The 19,143-nt window shown below is 66.0% G+C and carries 14 protein-coding genes; 9 read left to right on the top strand and 5 right to left on the bottom strand.

Features of this window, described 5'->3' with window-relative positions; genetic code table 11:
* On the top strand, positions 1-1,063 hold a 1,063-nt coding region (gene glpD / locus ASE89_RS03635), incomplete at its 5' end, for a glycerol-3-phosphate dehydrogenase (protein ID WP_236701604.1).
* Here the strand turns inward: glpD and ASE89_RS03630 are convergent.
* Positions 1,039-1,863 carry a hypothetical protein gene (locus tag ASE89_RS03630; protein ID WP_056675288.1) on the bottom strand — a complete coding sequence of 275 codons (825 nt, stop codon included), beginning with the start codon at positions 1,861-1,863 and terminating at the stop codon, positions 1,039-1,041. The two genes, glpD and ASE89_RS03630, sit on opposite strands and share 25 nt — an antisense overlap.
* A 236-nt stretch (positions 1,864-2,099) precedes the next feature.
* Between ASE89_RS03630 and ASE89_RS03625 the strand changes: the two genes are divergently transcribed.
* The 7 genes from ASE89_RS03625 (at position 2,100) to ASE89_RS03595 (ending at position 14,021) form a co-directional block, all read left to right on the top strand.
* Positions 2,100-3,068 carry an outer membrane protein assembly factor BamD gene (locus ASE89_RS03625; RefSeq protein ID WP_056407265.1) on the top strand — a complete coding sequence of 323 codons (969 nt, stop codon included), beginning with the start codon at positions 2,100-2,102 and terminating at the stop codon, positions 3,066-3,068.
* Between the two features lie 218 nt (positions 3,069-3,286).
* Positions 3,287-4,951 (top strand): DNA repair protein RecN, encoded by a 1,665-nt coding sequence (gene recN, locus ASE89_RS03620; RefSeq protein WP_056674107.1) that lies wholly within the window; start codon positions 3,287-3,289, stop codon positions 4,949-4,951.
* Between the two features lie 41 nt (positions 4,952-4,992).
* Positions 4,993-7,137 carry an NAD-dependent DNA ligase LigA gene (gene ligA / locus ASE89_RS03615; RefSeq protein ID WP_056674104.1) on the top strand — a complete coding sequence of 715 codons (2,145 nt, stop codon included), beginning with the start codon at positions 4,993-4,995 and terminating at the stop codon, positions 7,135-7,137.
* Between the two features lie 215 nt (positions 7,138-7,352).
* Positions 7,353-9,905 (top strand): TonB-dependent receptor, encoded by a 2,553-nt coding sequence (locus ASE89_RS03610; RefSeq protein WP_056674101.1) that lies wholly within the window; start codon positions 7,353-7,355, stop codon positions 9,903-9,905.
* Positions 9,906-10,088: 183 nt separating this feature from the next.
* The gene (locus tag ASE89_RS03605; protein WP_082451214.1) at positions 10,089-11,231 is read left to right on the top strand and encodes a sensor histidine kinase; all 1,143 of its coding nucleotides are present in this window, start codon (positions 10,089-10,091) and stop codon (positions 11,229-11,231) included.
* Complete coding sequence (locus ASE89_RS03600) at positions 11,228-12,025, top strand: LytR/AlgR family response regulator transcription factor (RefSeq protein ID WP_031393111.1); 798 nt, start codon at positions 11,228-11,230, stop codon at positions 12,023-12,025. The genes ASE89_RS03605 and ASE89_RS03600 overlap by 4 nt, the downstream gene beginning before the upstream one ends.
* A 127-nt stretch (positions 12,026-12,152) precedes the next feature.
* The gene (locus tag ASE89_RS03595; protein WP_056674098.1) at positions 12,153-14,021 is read left to right on the top strand and encodes an ABC-F family ATP-binding cassette domain-containing protein; all 1,869 of its coding nucleotides are present in this window, start codon (positions 12,153-12,155) and stop codon (positions 14,019-14,021) included.
* A gap of 181 nt (positions 14,022-14,202) precedes the next feature.
* Here the strand turns inward: ASE89_RS03595 and ASE89_RS03590 are convergent, their stop codons facing one another.
* The 4 genes from ASE89_RS03590 to ASE89_RS03575 all read right to left on the bottom strand — a co-directional run bounded on the left by ASE89_RS03590 (position 14,203) and on the right by ASE89_RS03575 (position 17,014).
* A complete protein-coding gene (locus ASE89_RS03590) occupies positions 14,203-14,466 on the bottom strand; it encodes a DUF3297 family protein (RefSeq protein ID WP_037529686.1) in 264 nt (87 codons plus the stop codon).
* Positions 14,467-14,555: 89 nt separating this feature from the next.
* Positions 14,556-14,930: a hypothetical protein gene (locus ASE89_RS03585; RefSeq protein ID WP_031393114.1), complete on the bottom strand. Its 375-nt coding sequence runs from the start codon at positions 14,928-14,930 to the stop codon at positions 14,556-14,558.
* A gap of 155 nt (positions 14,931-15,085) precedes the next feature.
* Positions 15,086-15,799: a hypothetical protein gene (locus tag ASE89_RS03580; protein ID WP_056674095.1), complete on the bottom strand. Its 714-nt coding sequence runs from the start codon at positions 15,797-15,799 to the stop codon at positions 15,086-15,088.
* 3 nt (positions 15,800-15,802) lie between these two features.
* Positions 15,803-17,014, bottom strand: a complete 1,212-nt coding sequence (locus ASE89_RS03575; RefSeq protein WP_031441242.1) for a toxic anion resistance protein — start codon at positions 17,012-17,014, stop codon at positions 15,803-15,805.
* 260 nt (positions 17,015-17,274) lie between these two features.
* On the opposite strand from ASE89_RS03575, the gene typA reads away from it, so the two are divergent.
* Positions 17,275-19,119 (top strand): translational GTPase TypA, encoded by a 1,845-nt coding sequence (typA, locus tag ASE89_RS03570; RefSeq protein WP_056674093.1) that lies wholly within the window; start codon positions 17,275-17,277, stop codon positions 19,117-19,119.
* Positions 19,120-19,143: the final 24 nt, after the last annotated feature.

Here is a 19,143-nt window from a genome sequence, read left to right as displayed (position 1 = left end):
GATCCTGACGCGCACCCGGCTGGTCGCGGCGGCCCGCCGGGACGGCGGCTGGTCCGCGACGATCGCGGATGCGCAGGGCGAGCGCACCGTCACCGCCCGCGTCCTCGTCAACGCGGCGGGACCCTGGGTCGCCGATGTTCTGGGGAAGGTCCCCGATTCGCGCCGCGACCGCGGCGTCCGGCTGATCAAGGGCAGCCATATCGTCGTGCCGCGCCTCTATGCGGGCGATCACGCCCTGCTGTTGCAGAACCCGGACAAGCGCGTCGTCTTCGCGATTCCCTATGAAGGTCGCTTCACGCTGATCGGCACCACCGACGAGGCGTGGCAGGGCGCGCCCGGCCCCGCGACGATCGACGCCGCCGAGACCGCCTATCTGTGCGACACCATCGACCGGTATTTCCAGCGTGGCATCACCCCCGCCGACATCGTCTGGAGCTATTCGGGGATCCGCCCGCTCTACGACGATCACGCGGCCAGTGCGTCGGCGGTGACACGCGACTATGTGCTAGATCTCGACGCCGCGGAGGATCGCGCCGCGATGCTGAGCATCTTCGGCGGCAAGATCACGACCTATCGCAAGCTCGCCGAGCACGCGATGACTCAGCTTGCGCCCTTTTTCCCCGATCGAAACACGGACCTGACAAAAAGCTGGACCGCGACGGTTGCGCTGCCCGGTGGCGATCTGCCCGAGAGCGATTTCGACCGGTATCTCGAAGCGCTGATCCGGGCGTACCCCGACCAGCCGACTGAACTGCTGCGCCGACTCGGCCGCGCCTACGGGACGCGGGTGGACCGGATCCTCGGTGCGGCGCGGACGACCACCGAGCTTGGCGAGGATTTCGGCGCGGGGCTTCATGCCGCCGAGATCGACTATCTCGTCGATCGGGAATGGGCGCGGTCGGCGGCCGACATCCTCTATCGCCGCAGCAAGCTCGGGCTGCACGTACCCGCCCACGCCGCCGCACGGATCGACGCGTATCTGGCCTATCGCATCGATGGGGCGGCGGGAGGCGCACCGCCCCCCGCCGCAGCGCCCGATCAGATCCGCGTGTCGCCCGCATAGGCGAACAGCAGGTCGGCATCGTCGCTGGCCTCGATCCGCTCGGACCCGGTCACGGTCACGCATTCGCCCGCCTTGAACGCGACGCCCGCGACGCTGCCCGATCCGGTGATCGGGATCAGCCAGGCGGTCCGCCCCTCGGGCAGGGTCACTGCATGCTCGCCGCCGGTCCAGCGCTCAAGCACGAACTTGGGGCCTTCGACCTGGATCGTCCGGCCTTCGGACACGACGCCCGGTGACGTGATCGGCTGATAAGGCACCGGGTCCGAGACCGCGATGCCGTCGTCGAGGTGCAGTTCGCGGTCGCTGCCATAATCGTAGAGGCGATAGGTCGTCTCCGAGTTCTGCTGGACCTCGATCACCGTCACGCCGCCGCCGATCGCGTGGATCGTGTCGGAGGCGCAGTACATGAAATCGCCCGCCTTGACCGGCTTCCAGTAGAGCTTGTCCTCGATGGTGCCGTCGATCGCGGCCGCGCGCAGCTCATCGCGCGACATCGGCGCCTTGGTACCGACGGCGATCGTCGAATCGGGTTCGGCGGCCAGCACCGTCCAGCATTCGTCCTTGCCCCGCGGCAGGCCGCGCGCATGCGCCTGGTCGTCGTCGGGATGGACCTGCACCGACAACTTCTCGCTGGTGAACAGATATTTGATCAGCAGATCGGGGGTCGTGTCGCCGGGCTCCTGAAACCAGACCTCGCCGATCGCCGGCGCACCGGGGGCGGGATCGTCAAAGCCGGGCCACAGCGTGTGGCGTCCCCAGGGCTTCTCGACACGATGGGTGTGAAGCAGGGTGGCGGGCATCAAACGTTCCTTCTCAAGGCTGGCGGACTGGCGCGACATAGCGCCCCGGGGCCCAACTGGCGAGACGCCGGGAATGTCCCGTCGTCGACGCGGCATCGCGCCAGGCGTATCGCGCCCGTCGACCGGTGAATTGTGGCTGAATAGACCGCCCCGAAGGCCGCTGCTTCAGACGCCTCCAAACGCCCTCGCTAGGGGGGATTGTTCGCGTGCCCCCGGTTACGCTAAGGACGACGTCCATGCGTATCCCCCAGTCTCGCGCGCTCTCGATCGCGCTCCTCGCCGCCATAGCGCTCCCCATGGCCGGGTGCGCGAGTTCGCGCACCTCCACCGACATCCCGTATGTCGCGCGCGACGTGGGCACGCTCTACTCGCTGGCGAAGAAGCGGCTCGACCAGGGGCGCTACAAGGAGTCGGCGCAGCTGTTCGACGAGGTCGAGCGCCAGCATCCCTATTCGATCTGGGCCCGCCGCGCGCAGATCATGAGCGCGTTCAGCTATTATCTCGACACCGACTATACCAAGTCGATCCAGTCGGCGCAGCGGTTCATCGCCGTCCACCCCGGCAACCGCGACGCGCCCTATGCCTATTACCTGATCGCGCTCGGCTATTACGAGCAGATCACCGACGTCACGCGCGACCAGAAGATCACGCGCCAGGCGCTCGACGCACTGGGCGAGCTGACACGGCGCTATCCCAACACGCGCTATGCGTCGGATGCGCGGCTGAAGATCGATCTCGTCAACGATCACCTTGGCGGCAAGGAGATGGAGATCGGTCGCTTCTACGAGACGCGCGGCCAGTGGCTCGCGGCGAACGGGCGGTTCCGCACCGTGATCGACCAGTATCAGCAGACCACGCATACCCCGGAGGCGCTGATGCGTCTGACCGAGACCTATCTCGCGCTTGGCGTGCCGATCGAGGCCGAGAAGGCCGCGGCGGTGCTGGGTCGCAACTATCCAGGCACGCCCTGGTATCAGCGTGCGTACAAGCTCATGCAGGAGCATCCGGTCAAGCCGCTCGCGCCGATCGCGACGGGCGCGCAGATCGTCCCCGCCGGCACCCCCGGCGCGCTCCCCGCCGCTGGCCTCGGCGAGACCCCGGCAATCCCGGGCTCGCCCGGCAATGGCGGTTCGGGCTCCGCTGCGGCAGGCGGGTCGGGCCCGGTCGGCCCCGCCGGCACCACGCGCACCACGCCCGGCAACTGAGGACATAGGGGCTCGGCCCCGTCCCCCGAGCAACGTCATCCTGACGAAAGTCAGGACCCAGAGCCATTAACGGCCCGCTCGTTACCCTGGGTCCTGACGTTCGTCACGATGACGATTGGCGTCGCGCGCTTGGAAAGAACGGACGGCCCCTAGCCCCGCTGACGAACCAGAACATTGGGGGATCATTTTCGCATCCGGATCGTCTAAGGGACGAACCGATGCTGACAGAACTCTCCATCCGCGACGTGGTATTGATCGAGGCTCTCGACCTCGGCTTCGGCCCGGGGCTCGGCGTGCTGACCGGCGAGACCGGCGCGGGCAAATCGATCCTGCTCGATGCGCTCGGGCTTGCGCTCGGCGGCCGTGGCGACAGCGGACTGGTCCGGCATGGTGCTGCGCAGGCGGTGGTCACCGCGACCTTCGATCCGCCCGCCCCCGACACGCCACTGATGGCGCTGCTCGACGAGAACGGGCTGACGATCGAGGCGGGCGAACCGCTGATCATCCGCCGCATCGTCAAGGCCGATGGCGGCAGCCGCGGCTTCGTCAACGACCAGCCGGCCTCCGCCGGGCTACTACGCGAGATGGCCCCGACGCTGGTCGAGATCCACGGCCAGCATGACGAGCGCGGCCTGCTCAACCCGCGTGGCCACCGCGCGCTGCTCGACATTTTCGGCCGTACCGAACCCGCCGCGACGACCCGCGCATGGACCGCGCTTCGCGAGGCCGAGGACGCGCTGGCGACCGCTCGCGCGGATATCGAGAGCGCCGCGCGCGATCGCGACTGGCTCGAACACACCGTCGCCGAACTGACCGCGCTCGGCGCCGAACCCGGTGAAGAGGAGACGCTCGCCGATACCCGCCGCTCGATGCAGCGCGCAGAGAAGATCGCGGACGACCTGTCGGCGATCAACGACTATCTCGAAGGCTCGGACGGCGGCCTCGCCAAGCTGCGCCAGGCGGCGCGCGTGCTGGAGCGGATTTCGGGCGATCATGTCGCGCTCGCCGATGCGCTCGCTGCGGTCGATCGCGCGGTGATCGAGGGATCGGTCGCCGAGGAACGGATGCGCGATGCGCGGATCGACCTCGCCTATGACCCGCGCAGCCTCGAGGACGACGAGGCGCGGCTGTTCGAACTTCGCGCGATGGCACGCAAGCACCGCGTCCAGCCCGACGACCTCGCCGCGCTGGCCGACGAGATGCGCGCCCGGCTCGAACGACTCGACGCGGGCGAAGGCGGGATCGCGGTGCTCGAGGCAGCGCTTGCCAAGGCGCGCGCCGTCTACGACAAGGCCGCGGACGCGTTGTCGGCCCGGCGTGCCAAGGCGGCGCTGCGACTCGACACTGCGGTCGCGGGCGAGCTCGCGCCGCTGAAACTCGACGCCGCCCGCTTCCGCACCGTCTGCGCCCCGCTCGGCGAGGAGGGCTGGTCGGGCGCGGGCAAGGACCGTGTCGAGTTCGAAATCTCGACCAACCCCGGCGCGCCGTTCGCCGGCCTCACCAAGATCGCCAGCGGCGGCGAATTGTCGCGCTTCATCCTCGCCTTGAAGGTCGCGCTCGCGGAGGAAGGCGGCGCGACGACGATGGTGTTCGACGAGATCGACCGCGGCGTCGGTGGCGCGGTCGCCAGCGCGATCGGCGAGCGACTCGCACGGCTCGCGCAGAGCACGCAGCTGCTCGTCGTCACGCACAGCCCGCAGGTCGCGGCGCGCGGCGCCAAGCATTTGCTGATCGCCAAGAGCAACGACGGCACCGTCACGCGCACCGGCGTCCGCGCGCTCGACGAGGCCGAACGCCGCGAGGAGATCGCGCGCATGCTCTCGGGCGCGACGATCACCGACGAAGCGCGCGCGCAGGCCGAACGACTGCTCGAAACCGCCTGACACTCTTGCCGCGCGCGGGGCAGCTGCCTAACCCCGCGATCATGACTGCGCTGCCCACGTCCGCCCTTCCCGCCACCGAAGCGGAGGCCGCCGCCGAGCTGGCGACGCTCGCCGAGCGCATCGCCTATCACAATGCGCGCTATCACACCGACGACGCGCCCGAGATCAGCGACGCGGACTATGACGCGCTGGTCCGCCGCAACACCGCGATCGAGGCCGCGTTCCCCGCGAGCGTCCGCGCCGATTCACCGAGCCGCAGTGTCGGTGCCGCCCCCGCCGGGCATCTGTCGAAGGTCGCGCACGCCAGACCGATGATGAGCCTCGACAACGCGTTCTCGGACGAGGAGGTCGAGGAATTCGTCGGCCGCGTCCGCCGCTTCCTCAAGCTCGCCGACGACGCCCCCGTCGCGCTCACCGCCGAGCCCAAGATCGACGGCCTGTCCTGCTCGCTGCGCTACGAGGACGGCCGGCTGGTCCAGGCGCTCACCCGCGGCGACGGCCAGGTCGGCGAGGACGTCACCGCCAATGTCCGCACGATCGCCGACATCCCCCAGCAACTGGCGGGCGAGCCCCCCTACCCCGCGGTCTTCGAGATCCGCGGCGAGGTCTATATGGCCAAAGCCGACTTCGCCGCGCTCAACGCCCGCCTGCTCGCGGAAGCGGAGCAGACCGGCAAGGAGGCGCGCCAGTTCGCCAACCCGCGCAACGCCGCCGCCGGCTCGCTCCGCCAGAAGGACGCGAGCATCACCGCCGAGCGCACGCTGCGCTTCCTCGCGCATGGCTGGGGCGAGGCGAGCGCGGTCCCCGGGGAGACGCAGTCCGCGATCGTCGACCAGTTCCGCGCCTGGGGCTTCGCGGTCGCCGACGGCTTCGCGCGCGTCGAGGACGAACAGGGCGCGCTCGGAATCTACCGTGCGATCGAGGCCGGCCGGGCCGAGCTCCCCTTCGACATCGACGGCGTCGTGTACAAGGTCGACCGGCTCGACTGGCAGGCGCGACTTGGCCAGGTCGCGCGCGCGCCGCGCTGGGCGATCGCGCACAAATTCCCCGCCGAGCGCGCGCAGACCACGCTCAACGCGATCGACATCCAGGTCGGGCGCACCGGCGCGCTGACCCCGGTCGCGCGGCTCGATCCCGTCACCGTCGGCGGCGTCGTCGTCACCAACGCGACGCTCCACAATTTCGACGAAATCGAACGGCTCGGCGTCCGCGTCGGCGACCGCGTCCTCGTCCAGCGCGCGGGCGACGTCATCCCACAGATCGTCGAGAGCCTGACAGCCGCCGAGGATCGCCCCGCCTATGTCTTCGACCGGCTCTGCCCCGACTGCGGGTCGGCGGCCGAGCGCGAGGAGGGTGAGGTCGTCTATCGCTGCACCGGCGGGCTGATCTGCCCCGCACAACGTGTCGAGCGGCTCATCCATTTCACCTCGCGCCACGCCTTCGACATTGGCGGGCTCGGCCAGACCCTGGTCGAGGCGTTCTTCCGCGACGGCCTGATCGAATCGCCCGCGGACATCTTTCGCCTGACCGAGGAGCAGCTGGTCGCGCGCAAGAAGGACGGCCGCGTCTGGGCCGCGAAGCTAATCGCCGCGATCGACGCGCGACGCAGCATCGCGCTCGACCGCTTCCTCTTCTCGCTCGGCATCCGCCATGTCGGCGAGATCACCGCGCGCGACCTCGCCCGCCGCTATCGTTCGGCCAAGGCGCTCGGCAGCATGCTGCGCCGCGCGGTGTTCCTGTATCACAGCATCACGCCGGTGATCGGCGAGCCCGAGCGCAAATATGTCCTGCGCCGCGACAAGCTGCTGGTCGGGGTGATCGAGACCGCGGGCGTCGGCCCCGAGGTCGCCAACGCGCTCATCGGCTTCTGCGCCGAGCCGCACAACCGCGCGGTCGTGTTCGATCTGCTCCGCGAGGTGACCCCGCTCGATGTCATCCACGAGACGCGCGATTCGGACGTCAGCGGCCAGACGCTCGTCTTCACCGGCAGCCTCGAGACGCTCAGCCGCGACGAGGCCAAGGCGCAGGCCGAGCTGCTCGGCGCGCGCGTCGCGGCGTCTGTCTCGGCCAAGACCGACCTCGTCATCGCCGGCCCCGGCGCGGGGTCGAAGCTGAAGAAGGCGACCGACCTGGGGATTCGCGTGATCACCGAGGCGGAATGGGCGGCGATCGTCGCGGCGAGCTGAACGCGCAGCGTGCCACGCACTTGATCGAGATTGGTTCCGTCGTGGACCAATCGATGCCGGGCCGTGGCTTTTTTGCAACGCAATATGACGGAGTGCGTCCGGCGCAACGCGCGACTCGCCAATGTCATGGAACCGAAATATTTGGAGCGCAGGGGCGCGACTGACCGAACGATACGTCGCGGATCTCGAGCATAAGCTCAAAGGGGACATTTCAAATGCGTAACAACCTTTTCCTGGGTGCGGCGGCCGTCGCGCTCATGGCCCCAGCCAGCGCTTTCGCGCAGTCGACGGCAACGGCCGAGGTAGAGAACGATATTGTCGTTAGTGGGACGCGCACACAGCCGAACATCAACGGGATTCAATCGCCGGATACGCCCAAGGCAAAGGCGGTCATCACGCAGGAGCTGATCGAGCGCCGGACGCCCGGCCAGACGATTTTGGACACGATCAACCTCGTCCCAGGCGTCAGCTTCACCAACAGCGACCCCTATGGTGGTTCGGGTGGCCAGCTGCGCATCCGTGGCTTCAGCGGTGACCGCGTTTCCCTGACGTTCGACGGCATCCCGCTGAACGATTCCGGCAACTATTCGATCTATTCGAACCAGCAGCTCGATCCGGAACTGATCGAACAGGTCAACGTCAATTTTGGCGCGACGGACGTCGACTCCCCGACCGCCAGCGCCTCTGGCGGCACGGTCAACTATCGTTCGCTCACGCCGACGGACAAGATCGGTGCGGTCGGGGCATTCTCCCATGGCACGAACGACATGAACCGCGCGTTCGTCCTGCTGAATACCGGTACGCTGACGTCGTTCGGAACCAAGGCATGGGTTTCAGCCAGCACGCAGCGCTACGATCAGTTCCGCGGTTTCGGAAAGATCGACAAGCAGCAGTTTAACGGCAAGATCTACCAGCCGATCGGTAGCGGTCGCGACTTCATATCGGTTGCTGCGCACTATAACCAGAACCGCAACAGCTCATACAGCAATCCCACGATCGGAAACATCCGGACGCGTCTGGCGACTGGCGGCACGACCATCCCGGCGGCAACCACGATCACGCCAGCTACGCCCTACACGCTCGACCTGAGCAACTCGCAATATGACTATGTGTTCGACGACACGTCGTCCACCTACCTGTACGACTATACGTGTAACCTTGCCTCGGCGAACGGTGGCGCAGGTCAGCAGAGCGATCGCAACTCGTGTGGCAACGTCCGGACAACGGCGATCAATCCGTCCAACACGGGCAATGTCCGCGTCAACTCCCGTTTCGGCATCACGGACAAGCTGACCTTCACCTTCGACGGCGCTTACAGCTTCACGCGCGCCAATGGCGGCGGCTCGGCGCTGTTCGCTGAAAGCAATGCGGCAGCAACAGCTGCAAACGGCACTTACGCTCAGCAATATCAGCGCGTCGGCGCCGGCATCGCAGCCGGAGCGGATCTGAATGGCGACGGCGACACGTCCGACCTCGTGCGCGTCTATTGGCCATCGAACACCCGTACGCAGCGCTTCACCGCTATCGCCAACCTGCGCTACGAGTTCGACTCGCACAATGCGGTTCGTCTTGCCTACACTTGGGATCGCGCGCGGCATCGTCAGACCGGTGAAGCTAGCCGCCTGGACGTCACGGGTCAGCCCTTCGAAGTCTTCAGCGCCCTGGACGGCGAAGGCCAATACGCAATCGAAGATGCTGCAGGCAACGTCCTGAACAAGCGCAATCGGTTGTCCTACGCAATCCTGCACCAGATTTCGGGGGAGTATCGCGGCACCTTCTTCGAGGACAAGCTCGACGTCACCCTCGGTGTTCGCGCCCCGTTTTTCCGTCGCAACCTGACCAACAATTGTTACACGATCGCTGGCAACTCGAGCGACGCGTATTGCACCTCGCAGACGGCTGCACAGGTTGCGGCAAATGCCACGACCGCCGCCTTCGGCCTGCCGTACAAGAACCGTATCAAGGCCTATGATGCCGTGCTGCCCAACGTTGGGTTCACCTATAGCATTTTCGATCATCTGAGCACCTTCGGCAGCTATGCGAAGGGTGTTTCGGTTCCCAAGACCGACAACCTCTACTCATTCGACGACGTGAAGATCGCACCCGTCGCAGAAGTGCAGCCGGAAAAGACCGACTCGTTCGATCTGGGCCTGCGGTACAGCTCGCGGATCATCCAGGCGCAGGTGGCAGCCTGGTATATTTCGTACAAGAACCGCATCATCAGCTCGACAGTGCAGCTCGAGGGTGGCGGTACGCAAAGCCTCGACCGCAACGTCGGCAAGGTCGAGAGCAAGGGTATCGACGCCAGCCTCGGAATTCAGCCGATCAAGCACGTTTCGCTCTACGGTTTCGTATCCTATCTCGACTCCGAGCTTAAGAATGATGCCACCAATCCGCTGACCGGAGAGGTTCTCGTCGCCACGAAGGGCAAGTTCGTCGTCGAGACGCCCGAGTGGCAGTATGGTGGTCGTGCGCAGGTCTCGTTCGATCCGGTGTCGGTCGGTGCGCAGGTCAAGCATACGGGCAGCCGCTGGATTACCGACGTCAACGATCTCCGTGCGGCAGGCTATACCGTCGTTGATCTCGACGCCCGGCTCGATCTGAAGATGTTCGGTCTCGACAACACTTTCTTCCAGCTGAACGTGTCCAACCTGCTGAAGGAGCGTTACTTCGGCAACCTGAGCACGAACACGATCGCGTCGAACAATCCGCGCCTCACCTTTGGTGCGCCGCGGACCTTCATCGGATCGGTGCATTTCGGCTTTTAAAAGCTGCGCCACACGTATGTAGATTAAAAGCCATCGTCCCACCCGGGACGATGGCTTTTTATTGCAAAACGGCGCCGCTGATTTGGGAGTGGCGCCCACACGACCAGCCGTTCCGATCGCCATCGCGATAGAGGACCCAGCTTTTGCGCCCGCCGCCGCCCGCGTGTAAGACCGCGGCCAATCATGGCCAGTTCTTCCGCACCGCCCCCTGCCCCCGCCCCCGGCGCCGCGCCGCGCCTGCCCTTTTCCGCGCGGCCGTTCTTCGAGAACAAGGCGCGCGCGTTCTGGACGCTGCAGGCGGTGGGCTGGAGCGGCTATCTGATGCTGCGCGGCGTGTCGTCGGTGTCGAATGGCCTCACGCTCACCTCGATCATCCCGGTCATCATCGAGGCGATCGTCGGCTATTGCATCACGCTGCTGCTCTCGACGCTCTATGGCTATTACCGCCGCATTCCGCGCGTGATCGGGCTGTTTCTGACGATCGCGACGCTGGCGGCGGCGACGTTTCTCTATGCGGTGCTCGACGCCTTTTCCTTCTCGTTCATCCAGACTGCGACGCCGGGGATCACGATCACCCGGATGCTCGGCTTCGTGTTCCTCAACTTCGTCACGCTGGCGGGCTGGTCGGCGCTGTATTTCGGGATCAACTTCTACCTGATCGTCGAGGAGCAGATCGACCAGATGCAGCATCTGGAGAATCAGGCATCCTCGGCCCAGCTCGCGATGCTGCGGTATCAGCTGAACCCGCATTTCCTGTTCAACACGCTAAACTCGATCTCGACGCTCGTGCTGCTCAAACAGACCGAGCGGGCGAACGCGATGCTGTCGCGGCTGTCGTCGTTCCTGCGCTACACGCTAGCGAACGAGCCGACCGCGCACGTCACCGTCGCGCAGGAGATGGAGACGCTGAAGCTGTATCTCGAGATCGAGAAGATGCGGTTCGAGGACCGGATGCGGCCCAAATTCGACATCGACCCCCGCGCCGAACGCGCCCGGCTGCCCTCGCTTCTGCTGCAACCGCTGGTCGAGAATGCGATCAAATATGCGGTCACGCCGCAGGAGGAAGGCGCCGAAATCTGCGTCACGGTGCGGCTGGCCGGGGAACGGGTGCAGATCGCCGTATCCGATACCGGACCGGGCTTGATCGAGGGCCGGATCAGTCCAAGCCTTTCAACAGGCGTCGGGCTCGCTAATATTAGAGACAGGTTGGCGCAGGCATATGGCCCCGACCATCGTTTTGAAACCCGCTCCACGCCCGCTGGCGGCTTCTCGGTCGAGATCGAGATTCCCTACCAGCTTGAAGACGTGAACAGAGAGGCCGCATGACCATCCGTACCATTCTCGTCGACGACGAGCCGCTGGCGATCCAGGGGCTCGAACTCCGCCTCCAGGCGCATGAAGACGTCGAGATCATCGAAAAATGCTCGAACGGCCGCGAGGCGATTCGCGCGATCAAGACGCACAAGCCCGATCTCGTCTTCCTCGATATCCAGATGCCCGGCTTTGACGGCTTCTCCGTCGTCCAGGGGCTGATGGAAGTCGAACCGCCGCTGTTCGTGTTCGTCACCGCCTATTCGGACCACGCGCTGCGCGCGTTCGAGGCGCAGGCGGTCGATTATCTGATGAAGCCGGTCGAGGAATCGCGGCTCGCCGACACGATCGAACGCGTCCGCCAGCGCCTCTCGGAAAAGCGCGGCGTCGAGGAGGTCGACCGGTTGCGCGAAGTGCTTGCCGACGTGGCGCCGGATGCGGCGGCCGACATGCCGGACGGCGATGCGGTGTCCGCCAACCGCTTCGAAAAGCTCATCAACATCAAGGATCGCGGCCAGATCTTCCGCGTCGACGTCGACACGATCGAGCGGATCGACGCGGCCGGCGATTACATGTGCATCTACACCGGCGACAACACGCTGATCCTGCGCGAGACGATGAAGGATCTGGAGAAGCGCCTCGACCCGCGCCGGTTCCAGCGCGTGCATCGCTCGACGATCGTCAATCTCGACCTCGTCAAGCAGGTGAAGCCGCATACCAACGGCGAATGCTTCCTGGTGCTCAATTCGGGTGCCAGCGTGAAGGTGTCGCGGTCGTATCGCGACGTCGTGGCGCGCTTCGTCCACTGATCCATCCCTCCCGTCATCCTGACGAACGTCAGGATGACGGGAGAGGAAGGCGCCGCCCCTCGATCGGCGCCGCCCCCCTCGCCCGCCCCCTCGCAAAACCATGCTGCATCTGCTAACGCCCGCGGCCATGCTGAACCTGAACAATATCACGGTGCGCCTCGGCGGACGCGTTATCCTCGACGGCGCCAGTGCGGCGCTGCCGCCGGGCAGCCGCGTCGGGCTGATCGGCCGCAACGGCGCGGGCAAGTCGACGATGGTGCGCGTGATCGCAGGGCAGTTGGAGCCCGATGACGGGTCCGCGGACATGCCCAAGGGCGCGCGCATCGGCTATCTCGCGCAGGAAGCCCCGCACGGCGTGAAGACCCCGTTCGAGACCGTGCTCGAGGCCGATCTCGAACGCGCCGCGCTTATGCTGGAGAGCGAGACCAGCGAGGATCCCGACCGCCTCGGCGACGTGTACGAGCGGCTGATCGCGATCGATGCGTACACCGCGCCCGCACGCGCCGCGCAGATCCTGCTCGGCCTCGGCTTTGACGAGGAGATGCAGGCCCGCACGCTCGACAGCTTCTCGGGCGGCTGGAAGATGCGCGTCGCACTCGCCGCGCTGCTGTTCTCGCAGCCCGACCTGCTGCTGCTCGACGAGCCGTCGAACCATCTCGATCTCGAAGCGGTGATGTGGCTCGAGGACTTCCTCAAGAGCTACAAGGCGACGATCGTCGTCGTCAGCCACGAGCGCGATTTCCTCAACAACGTCGTCGATCACATCCTGCATCTGCAGGGCGGCAAGATCACGCTGTATCCCGGCGGCTATGATGCGTTCGAGCGTCAGCGTGCCGAGCGTCTGGCGCAGATCGAGGCCGCGCGCGCCAACCAGGCGGTGCAGCGCGAGAAGCTCCAAGAATATATCGCCAAGAATTCCGCGCGCGCCTCGACCGCCAAGCAGGCCCAGTCGCGCCAGAAGATGCTGGCAAAAATGCAGCCGATCGCCGAGAGCTACAATGATCCGACGCTCTCGTTCGGCTTCCCCAACCCGACCGAGCTGCGCCCACCGCTGATCACGCTCGACATGGCGACGGTGGGCTATGCGGACGTGCCGATCCTGAAGCGGCTCAACATGCGGCTCGATCCCGACGACCGGGTCGCGCTGCTCGGGCGCAACGGCAACGGCAAGACCACGCTTGCGCGGCTGCTCGCCGCGCAGCTGACGCCGATGGACGGCGACATGGCGTCGTCGAACAAGATGAAGGTCGGCTATTTCACCCAGTATCAGGTCGAGGAACTCGATCCGCACGATACACCGATCGAGCATATGGCGCATCTGATGAAGGGCGCGACGCCCGCCGCGGTGCGCGGCCAGCTTGGCCGGTTCGGCTTTTCCGGCGAGAAGGCGACGACCAAGGTCGGCAAGCTGTCGGGTGGCGAACGCGCCCGCCTCGCGCTCGCGCTGATCACCCGCGACGCGCCGCATTTGCTGATCCTCGACGAGCCGACCAACCATCTCGACGTCGACGCGCGCGAGGCGCTCGTGCAGGCGCTCAACGCCTATACCGGCGCCGTCGTGCTGGTCAGCCATGACCGTCACATGCTCGAACTCACCGCCGACCGGCTCGTGCTGGTCGATGGCGGCACGGCGAAGGAATTCGACGGCAGCCTCGACGATTACATCGCGTTCGTCCTGAAGGGCGATGCGGGCAAGGGCGATGCGGCGTCGAAGGCCGACAAGAAGGCGGGCAAGAAGGCCGCGGCGGAGGCCAAGAGCAACGACGCCGCGTTGCGCAAGACGCTGCGCGAGGTCGAGGAGCAGACCGCGAAGTTCACCAAGGAACGCAACGCGATCGACCGCGCGATGGTCGACCCGGCCAATGCCGAGCCACGCTTCTCGCGGATGTCGATGGGTGATCTCAGCAAGCGCCGCGCCGAGGTGAATGCGAAGCTCGAGGCAAGCGAAGCCAAGTGGCTCGAGGCGAGCGAGGCTCTGGAGGGCGTGGCGGCCTGACGGTCATGGTCTGACGGGCGTTGCACCATCCGGGTGCCGCCCCCACCCCCGTCATCCCGGCGAAAGCCGGGATCTCCCGGTTCGGGCCACGGCACCCGACAACGGGGATACCCCAGCTTCCGCTGGGGTGACGAAGTCTGTCAGAAGCGCCGGCTGATGAAACCGGCGAAACCCGGTGGAGTCAGCCCTCGTCGGCGTCGCTCGCCGCAGGCCGCTCGAACCATGCCTCGACCGGCCCCGACAGCTTCAGCGTCAGCGGGTTGCCGTTGCGATCGACCTTCTTGCCGAGCGCGACGCGGATCCAGCCTTCGGAGATGCAATATTCCTCGACATCGTGGCGCACGCCATCCTTGAAGCGGATGCCGATCCCGCGCTCCAGCAGCTCCTGCTGGAAGAACGGGCTGCGATGGTTGGTCGAAAGGCGATCTGGGGGCGTGTCGGTCATCGCGCGCGCTTAGCCGCAAGCGGGCGGGTGGCGCCACAAAAAAACGGCGCCGGGATTGCTCCCGACGCCGCGTTTTCCGTCAGATCGGATCAGCTGCAGACCTGCACCTGGACCTGATCGCCATAATAGGGATCGACCCGCCACTCGCTCCAGCACCGCGGGCGATAATCCTGGCGGTAATAGGTCCGTACCGGCGGACCATCATAATAGCCGCCATTATAATAGCCGCGGTCAACATAGCGGTCGCGGTTGCTGCTCGCGATCGCTGCACCCACGCCGAGCCCGAGAATACCCCCGAGCACTGCCGCACCCGCGACATTGCCACCGCCGCGATGGTGATACCCGCCCCAGCCACCGCCACGATAGCCGCGACCCCAACGCTGCGCATCGGCCGGCGCCGCCGCGGTCAGCGCGGTCGCTGCAAGTGCGATGCCGAGACCTGCCTTCTTCATCAATCCGTTCATCGGGAACCTCCTCTACGTCCGGTCCGCAAGAAGCAAACCTATGAACCGCGACCGTGGTCCCGCTCTATCCGAGTCGGGCTGAACCGAAGCGGAATGTGCTGTTAAGCTGAGGTTTAACGGCGTGGAGAGCATCCCCGCCCCGCCCTCACGGCGTGCTAGGTCTCGTCGCGATATTTCATCTCGAGGAACCGACCGCGCGTCGCCAGCGTGTCGAGATCGTCCTGCGCGAGCCTTTGCGTCATCTCGCCAATCTCCTGCTCGATCAGCGACAGCCCCGCGACGAGTTCGGCATCGGGCGTGCGGCCATTGCGCGGCGTCGTGCGCAGCGCCTGGGGCACGCGTTCGTACTCCTTGACGAACGCGGGCAGCTGCTCGCCGACCAGCTTGCGCACCTCGATCGCCTCGGGCGCGTCGTCGGCGAACCGCGCGAGTTGCGGCGCGAGCGTTTCGAGCCGCAGGCCGATCCGGTCGACCAGGGTCACTGCGGGCGCGGGCAAGGCGGGGCGCTGCGCCTCGAGCCAGCGTTCGGTCTGCCGCGGCAGTGCCTTGATATCGACCGACGCGAGCCGCTCGGGCGTCGGCGCGCGCTCGGCGGGCCACACTGCGAACAGCAAGGTCGCCGCGACCAGCAACGCCATCACCAGCATCGCCCCGCCGATCCCGAGCGGCACCACCCAGCCGATCACCATGGCGGCAATCAGGATCACCGCATCCGCCACGACGATCCGCGTCAGCCGCTTGCCGATCGCCTGCGTATTGCGCGCACGGGCCCGCGTCGGCATCCGCGCCGCGCCGACGGCGCCGCGGTCGTCCGAGATCCGCGACCAGGAGGCGCGCGCGCTGGCGATGGCGTCGTCGACTTCGCTCACGCCCTACATCGCCTCCAGCTTGAACGCGCTTGGCGACGGGCCGCCCAGCTGTCCCTGCGTCGCCCCCTCGGCCCGCGCGATATAGCCGCGCGACTTGTCGACCTCGTTCGACAGCGCGCCGACCGTGGTCTTCATGCTGTCGAGCGCCTTCAGCTTGAACACGTCGATCGCGTCCATCGTGTCGTAGATATTCTGGAACGCGCGTTGCAGCGTTTCGAGCGGGATGGTCGCCGATGCGGCCTGTTCGTGGATCTGCGCGGTCTGCGATTTCAGCAGCTTGCCGGTCGAGTCGATGATGTTCGCGGTCGTCGTGTTGAGCGCGGTGATCTGTTCGAGCACCAGCTTCTGGTTGGTCAGCGCCTGTGCGACCGTCACCGCGGTACGCAGCGCGGACACGGTCGTGGTCGAGGCGCGATCGACGCCCTTCACCAGCTCGACATTGTTCTTCTTGACCAGGTCGAGCGCGAGATAGCCCTGCACGGTGACCGCCATCTGCGTCAGCAGGTCCTGCGTGCGCTGGCGGGTGTAGAACAGCGCGGTCTCGCGGATCGCCTTGGCCTTGGCCGGATCGCTGTGGTCGAGATCATTCGCGACATCCTCGAGCTTCGCATCCATCGTCTTCGACAGATGGATCATCTGTTCGAGCCGCCCCATCGCCGCCCACAGATTGGCGCGCTCGGTATCGATCGCGGCATTGTCCATCAGCAGCTCGTCCTTGCCCGACGACAGGCTCTTCAGGATCTGCGCGATATGCGTCTGCGACGATTTGTAACCGTCAAAATAATTGCGCATCTTGCCGCCGAACGGGATGATCCCGAACAGCTTCTGCGGCGCGGTCAGATTGCCCTTCTTGCCGGGATCGAGATCCTCGACGACGCGGCGCAGCTCGGCCAGATCCTTGCCGACGCCGGTTTCCTGATCCATCGCGCGGACCGGGCGATCGAGGAACCGGTTCGACTGGCCCGCCGCCTCGCGGATTTCCTTTGCCCCCATCGCGGTGATCGCATCGACGCGCTTGCCGAATTCGGGGCTGTTGACGTCCTGCGCGACCAGATCGGTGACAAAGCCGGCGACCCGGTCATCGAGCTGCGACTTCACCCCCGCATCGACCGGCACGAGTCCCGCGGCTTTCGTCGCGGAGACAGTCGGCACGGGGTCGGGCGGCGTCAGGACCAGGCCGGGCTCGGTCGTCAGCGTCTCGGGTGTCGTCGCCATGCAATCCTCCAATCGGTGCCGCATCCTAGGGGAACGACACCCGCATTCAACTGTGGTGTCTAGATAATACACGCAAGCCACGCAATCGTCTTGGCGGCTCGCCCGGAGACTGGCGCAGGCCACCCCGAAACAGGCTCGCGATCGGCGATTTTTCCGGCAGCGGGGAACCATTCGGGCGGCAATCGAAACGCCAAACTTGCCGCATCGCGGAATAAACGCTAAGCGCGCCTGCAAATTCCGTCCAAACCGAAAGCATTCCCATGAGCCTCCGCAACGTGGCGATCATTGCGCACGTCGATCACGGCAAGACGACGCTGGTCGACCAGCTCTTCCGCCAGTCCGGCACCTTCCGCGACAACCAGCGTGTCGAAGAGCGCGCAATGGATTCCAACGACCTCGAAAAGGAGCGCGGGATCACGATTCTCGCCAAGCCGACCTCGGTCGACTGGACGCCCCCGGGCGAGAGCGAGAGCATCCGCATCAACATCGTCGACACGCCCGGCCACGCCGATTTCGGCGGCGAAGTCGAGCGCATCCTGTCGATGGTCGACGGCGTCGTCCTGCTGGTCGATTCGTCGGAAGGCGCGATGCCGCAGACCAAGTTCGTCACCGGCAAGGCGCTGGCCCTCGGCCTCAAGCCGATCGTCGTTGTCAACAAGGTCGACCGTAACGACGCGCGCATCCAGGAAGTGCTCGACGAAGTGTTCGATCTGTTCGTGTCGCTCGACGCGAACGACGACCAGCTCGATTTCCCCGTGCTCTACGCCTCGGGCCGCAACGGCTATGCCTCGACCGACATGGATGCGCGCGAAGGCACGCTGATCCCGATGTTCGAGACGATCGTGAAGCACGTGCCGCCTCCCGCCGTGGAAGTCGCCGGCGTGCCCTTCACCTTCCTCGTCACTTTGCTCGACCGCGATCCGTTCCTCGGCCGCGTTCTCACCGGTCGCGTCAATTCGGGTACCGTGAAGACCAACCAGGCGATCCACGCGCTCGATAACGACGGCAAGATCATCGAGACGGGTCGCGCGTCCAAGATCATGTCGTTCCGCGGCCTCGACCGCGTGCCGGTCGACGAAGCCAAGGCCGGCGACATCATCTCGCTCGCAGGGCTTTCGGTTGCGACCGTCGCCGACACGATCGCCGACATCACGGTGACCGAGCCGCTGCACGCGCAGCCGATCGATCCCCCCACGCTGTCGATGCGCTTTGCCGTGAACGACTCGCCGATGGCGGGCCGCGAGGGCACCAAGGTGACGTCGCGTATGATCCGCGAGCGTCTGTTCCGCGAAGCCGAGTCGAACGTCGCCGTGAAGGTGACCGAGGCAGCCGACAAGGACAGCTTCGAAGTCGCCGGTCGTGGCGAGCTTCAGCTCGGCGTGCTGATCGAGACGATGCGTCGCGAAGGCTTCGAGCTCGGCATCTCGCGTCCGCGCGTGCTGTTCGGCGAGGACGAGGACGGCAAGAAGACCGAGCCGTACGAGACCGTCATCATCGACGTCGATGAGGAGCATTCGGGCACCGTCGTCGAGAAGATGAACATCCGTAAGGCCGAGATGACCGACATGCGTCCGTCGACCGGCGGCAAGACCCGCATCACCTTCTCGGCGCCGAGCCGCGGGATGATCGGCTATCATGGTGAATTCCTGTCCGACACGCGCGGCACGGGCATCATGAACCGGCTGTTCGAGAAGTATGGTCCGCACAAGGGCCAGATCGAAGGCCGCAAGAACGGCGTGCTGATCTCGAACGGGTCGGGCGAAGCGAACAACTATGCCCTCGGTCCGCTCGAAGAGCGCGGCATCCTGTTCGTGGGTCACGGCGAGGCGCTCTACGAGGGCATGATCGTCGGCGAGAACGCGAAGCCGGACGACCTCGAGGTCAACCCGATGAAGACCAAGGCGCTGACCAACTTCCGCGCAAGCGGCGGCAAGGACGACCAAGTCCGCCTGTCCCCGCCGAAGCGCGCGACGCTGGAGCAGGCGATCGCCTATATCGACGACGACGAGATGGTCGAAGTCACGCCGAAGTCGATCCGTCTGCGCAAGCGCTTCCTCGATGCGAACGAGCGCAAGCGCGCGAGTCGGGCCAAGCAGAGCGCGTAAGCCCGGCATGGCGAAGCCGGCCAG

The organism is Sphingomonas sp. Leaf30, assembly GCF_001422525.1.
GTDB lineage: Bacteria > Pseudomonadota > Alphaproteobacteria > Sphingomonadales > Sphingomonadaceae > Sphingomonas > Sphingomonas aerolata.
This window is presented reverse-complemented; position numbering and strand designations above follow the sequence as displayed.

What these genes read in the sequence shown, in the direction of transcription:
- ASE89_RS03630 (WP_056675288.1), bottom strand. Translation starts at nt 1,863, where the DNA reads ATGCCCGCCACCCTGCTTCACACCCATCGTGTCGAGAAGCCCTGGGGA.
- ASE89_RS03625 (WP_056407265.1), top strand. Translation starts at nt 2,100, where the DNA reads ATGCGTATCCCCCAGTCTCGCGCGCTCTCGATCGCGCTCCTCGCCGCC.
- recN (WP_056674107.1), top strand. Translation starts at nt 3,287, where the DNA reads ATGCTGACAGAACTCTCCATCCGCGACGTGGTATTGATCGAGGCTCTC.
- ligA (WP_056674104.1), top strand. Translation starts at nt 4,993, where the DNA reads ATGACTGCGCTGCCCACGTCCGCCCTTCCCGCCACCGAAGCGGAGGCC.
- ASE89_RS03610 (WP_056674101.1), top strand. Translation starts at nt 7,353, where the DNA reads ATGCGTAACAACCTTTTCCTGGGTGCGGCGGCCGTCGCGCTCATGGCC.
- ASE89_RS03605 (WP_082451214.1), top strand. Translation starts at nt 10,089, where the DNA reads ATGGCCAGTTCTTCCGCACCGCCCCCTGCCCCCGCCCCCGGCGCCGCG.
- ASE89_RS03600 (WP_031393111.1), top strand. Translation starts at nt 11,228, where the DNA reads ATGACCATCCGTACCATTCTCGTCGACGACGAGCCGCTGGCGATCCAG.
- ASE89_RS03595 (WP_056674098.1), top strand. Translation starts at nt 12,153, where the DNA reads ATGCTGAACCTGAACAATATCACGGTGCGCCTCGGCGGACGCGTTATC.
- ASE89_RS03590 (WP_037529686.1), bottom strand. Translation starts at nt 14,466, where the DNA reads ATGACCGACACGCCCCCAGATCGCCTTTCGACCAACCATCGCAGCCCG.
- ASE89_RS03585 (WP_031393114.1), bottom strand. Translation starts at nt 14,930, where the DNA reads ATGAACGGATTGATGAAGAAGGCAGGTCTCGGCATCGCACTTGCAGCG.
- ASE89_RS03575 (WP_031441242.1), bottom strand. Translation starts at nt 17,014, where the DNA reads ATGGCGACGACACCCGAGACGCTGACGACCGAGCCCGGCCTGGTCCTG.
- typA (WP_056674093.1), top strand. Translation starts at nt 17,275, where the DNA reads ATGAGCCTCCGCAACGTGGCGATCATTGCGCACGTCGATCACGGCAAG.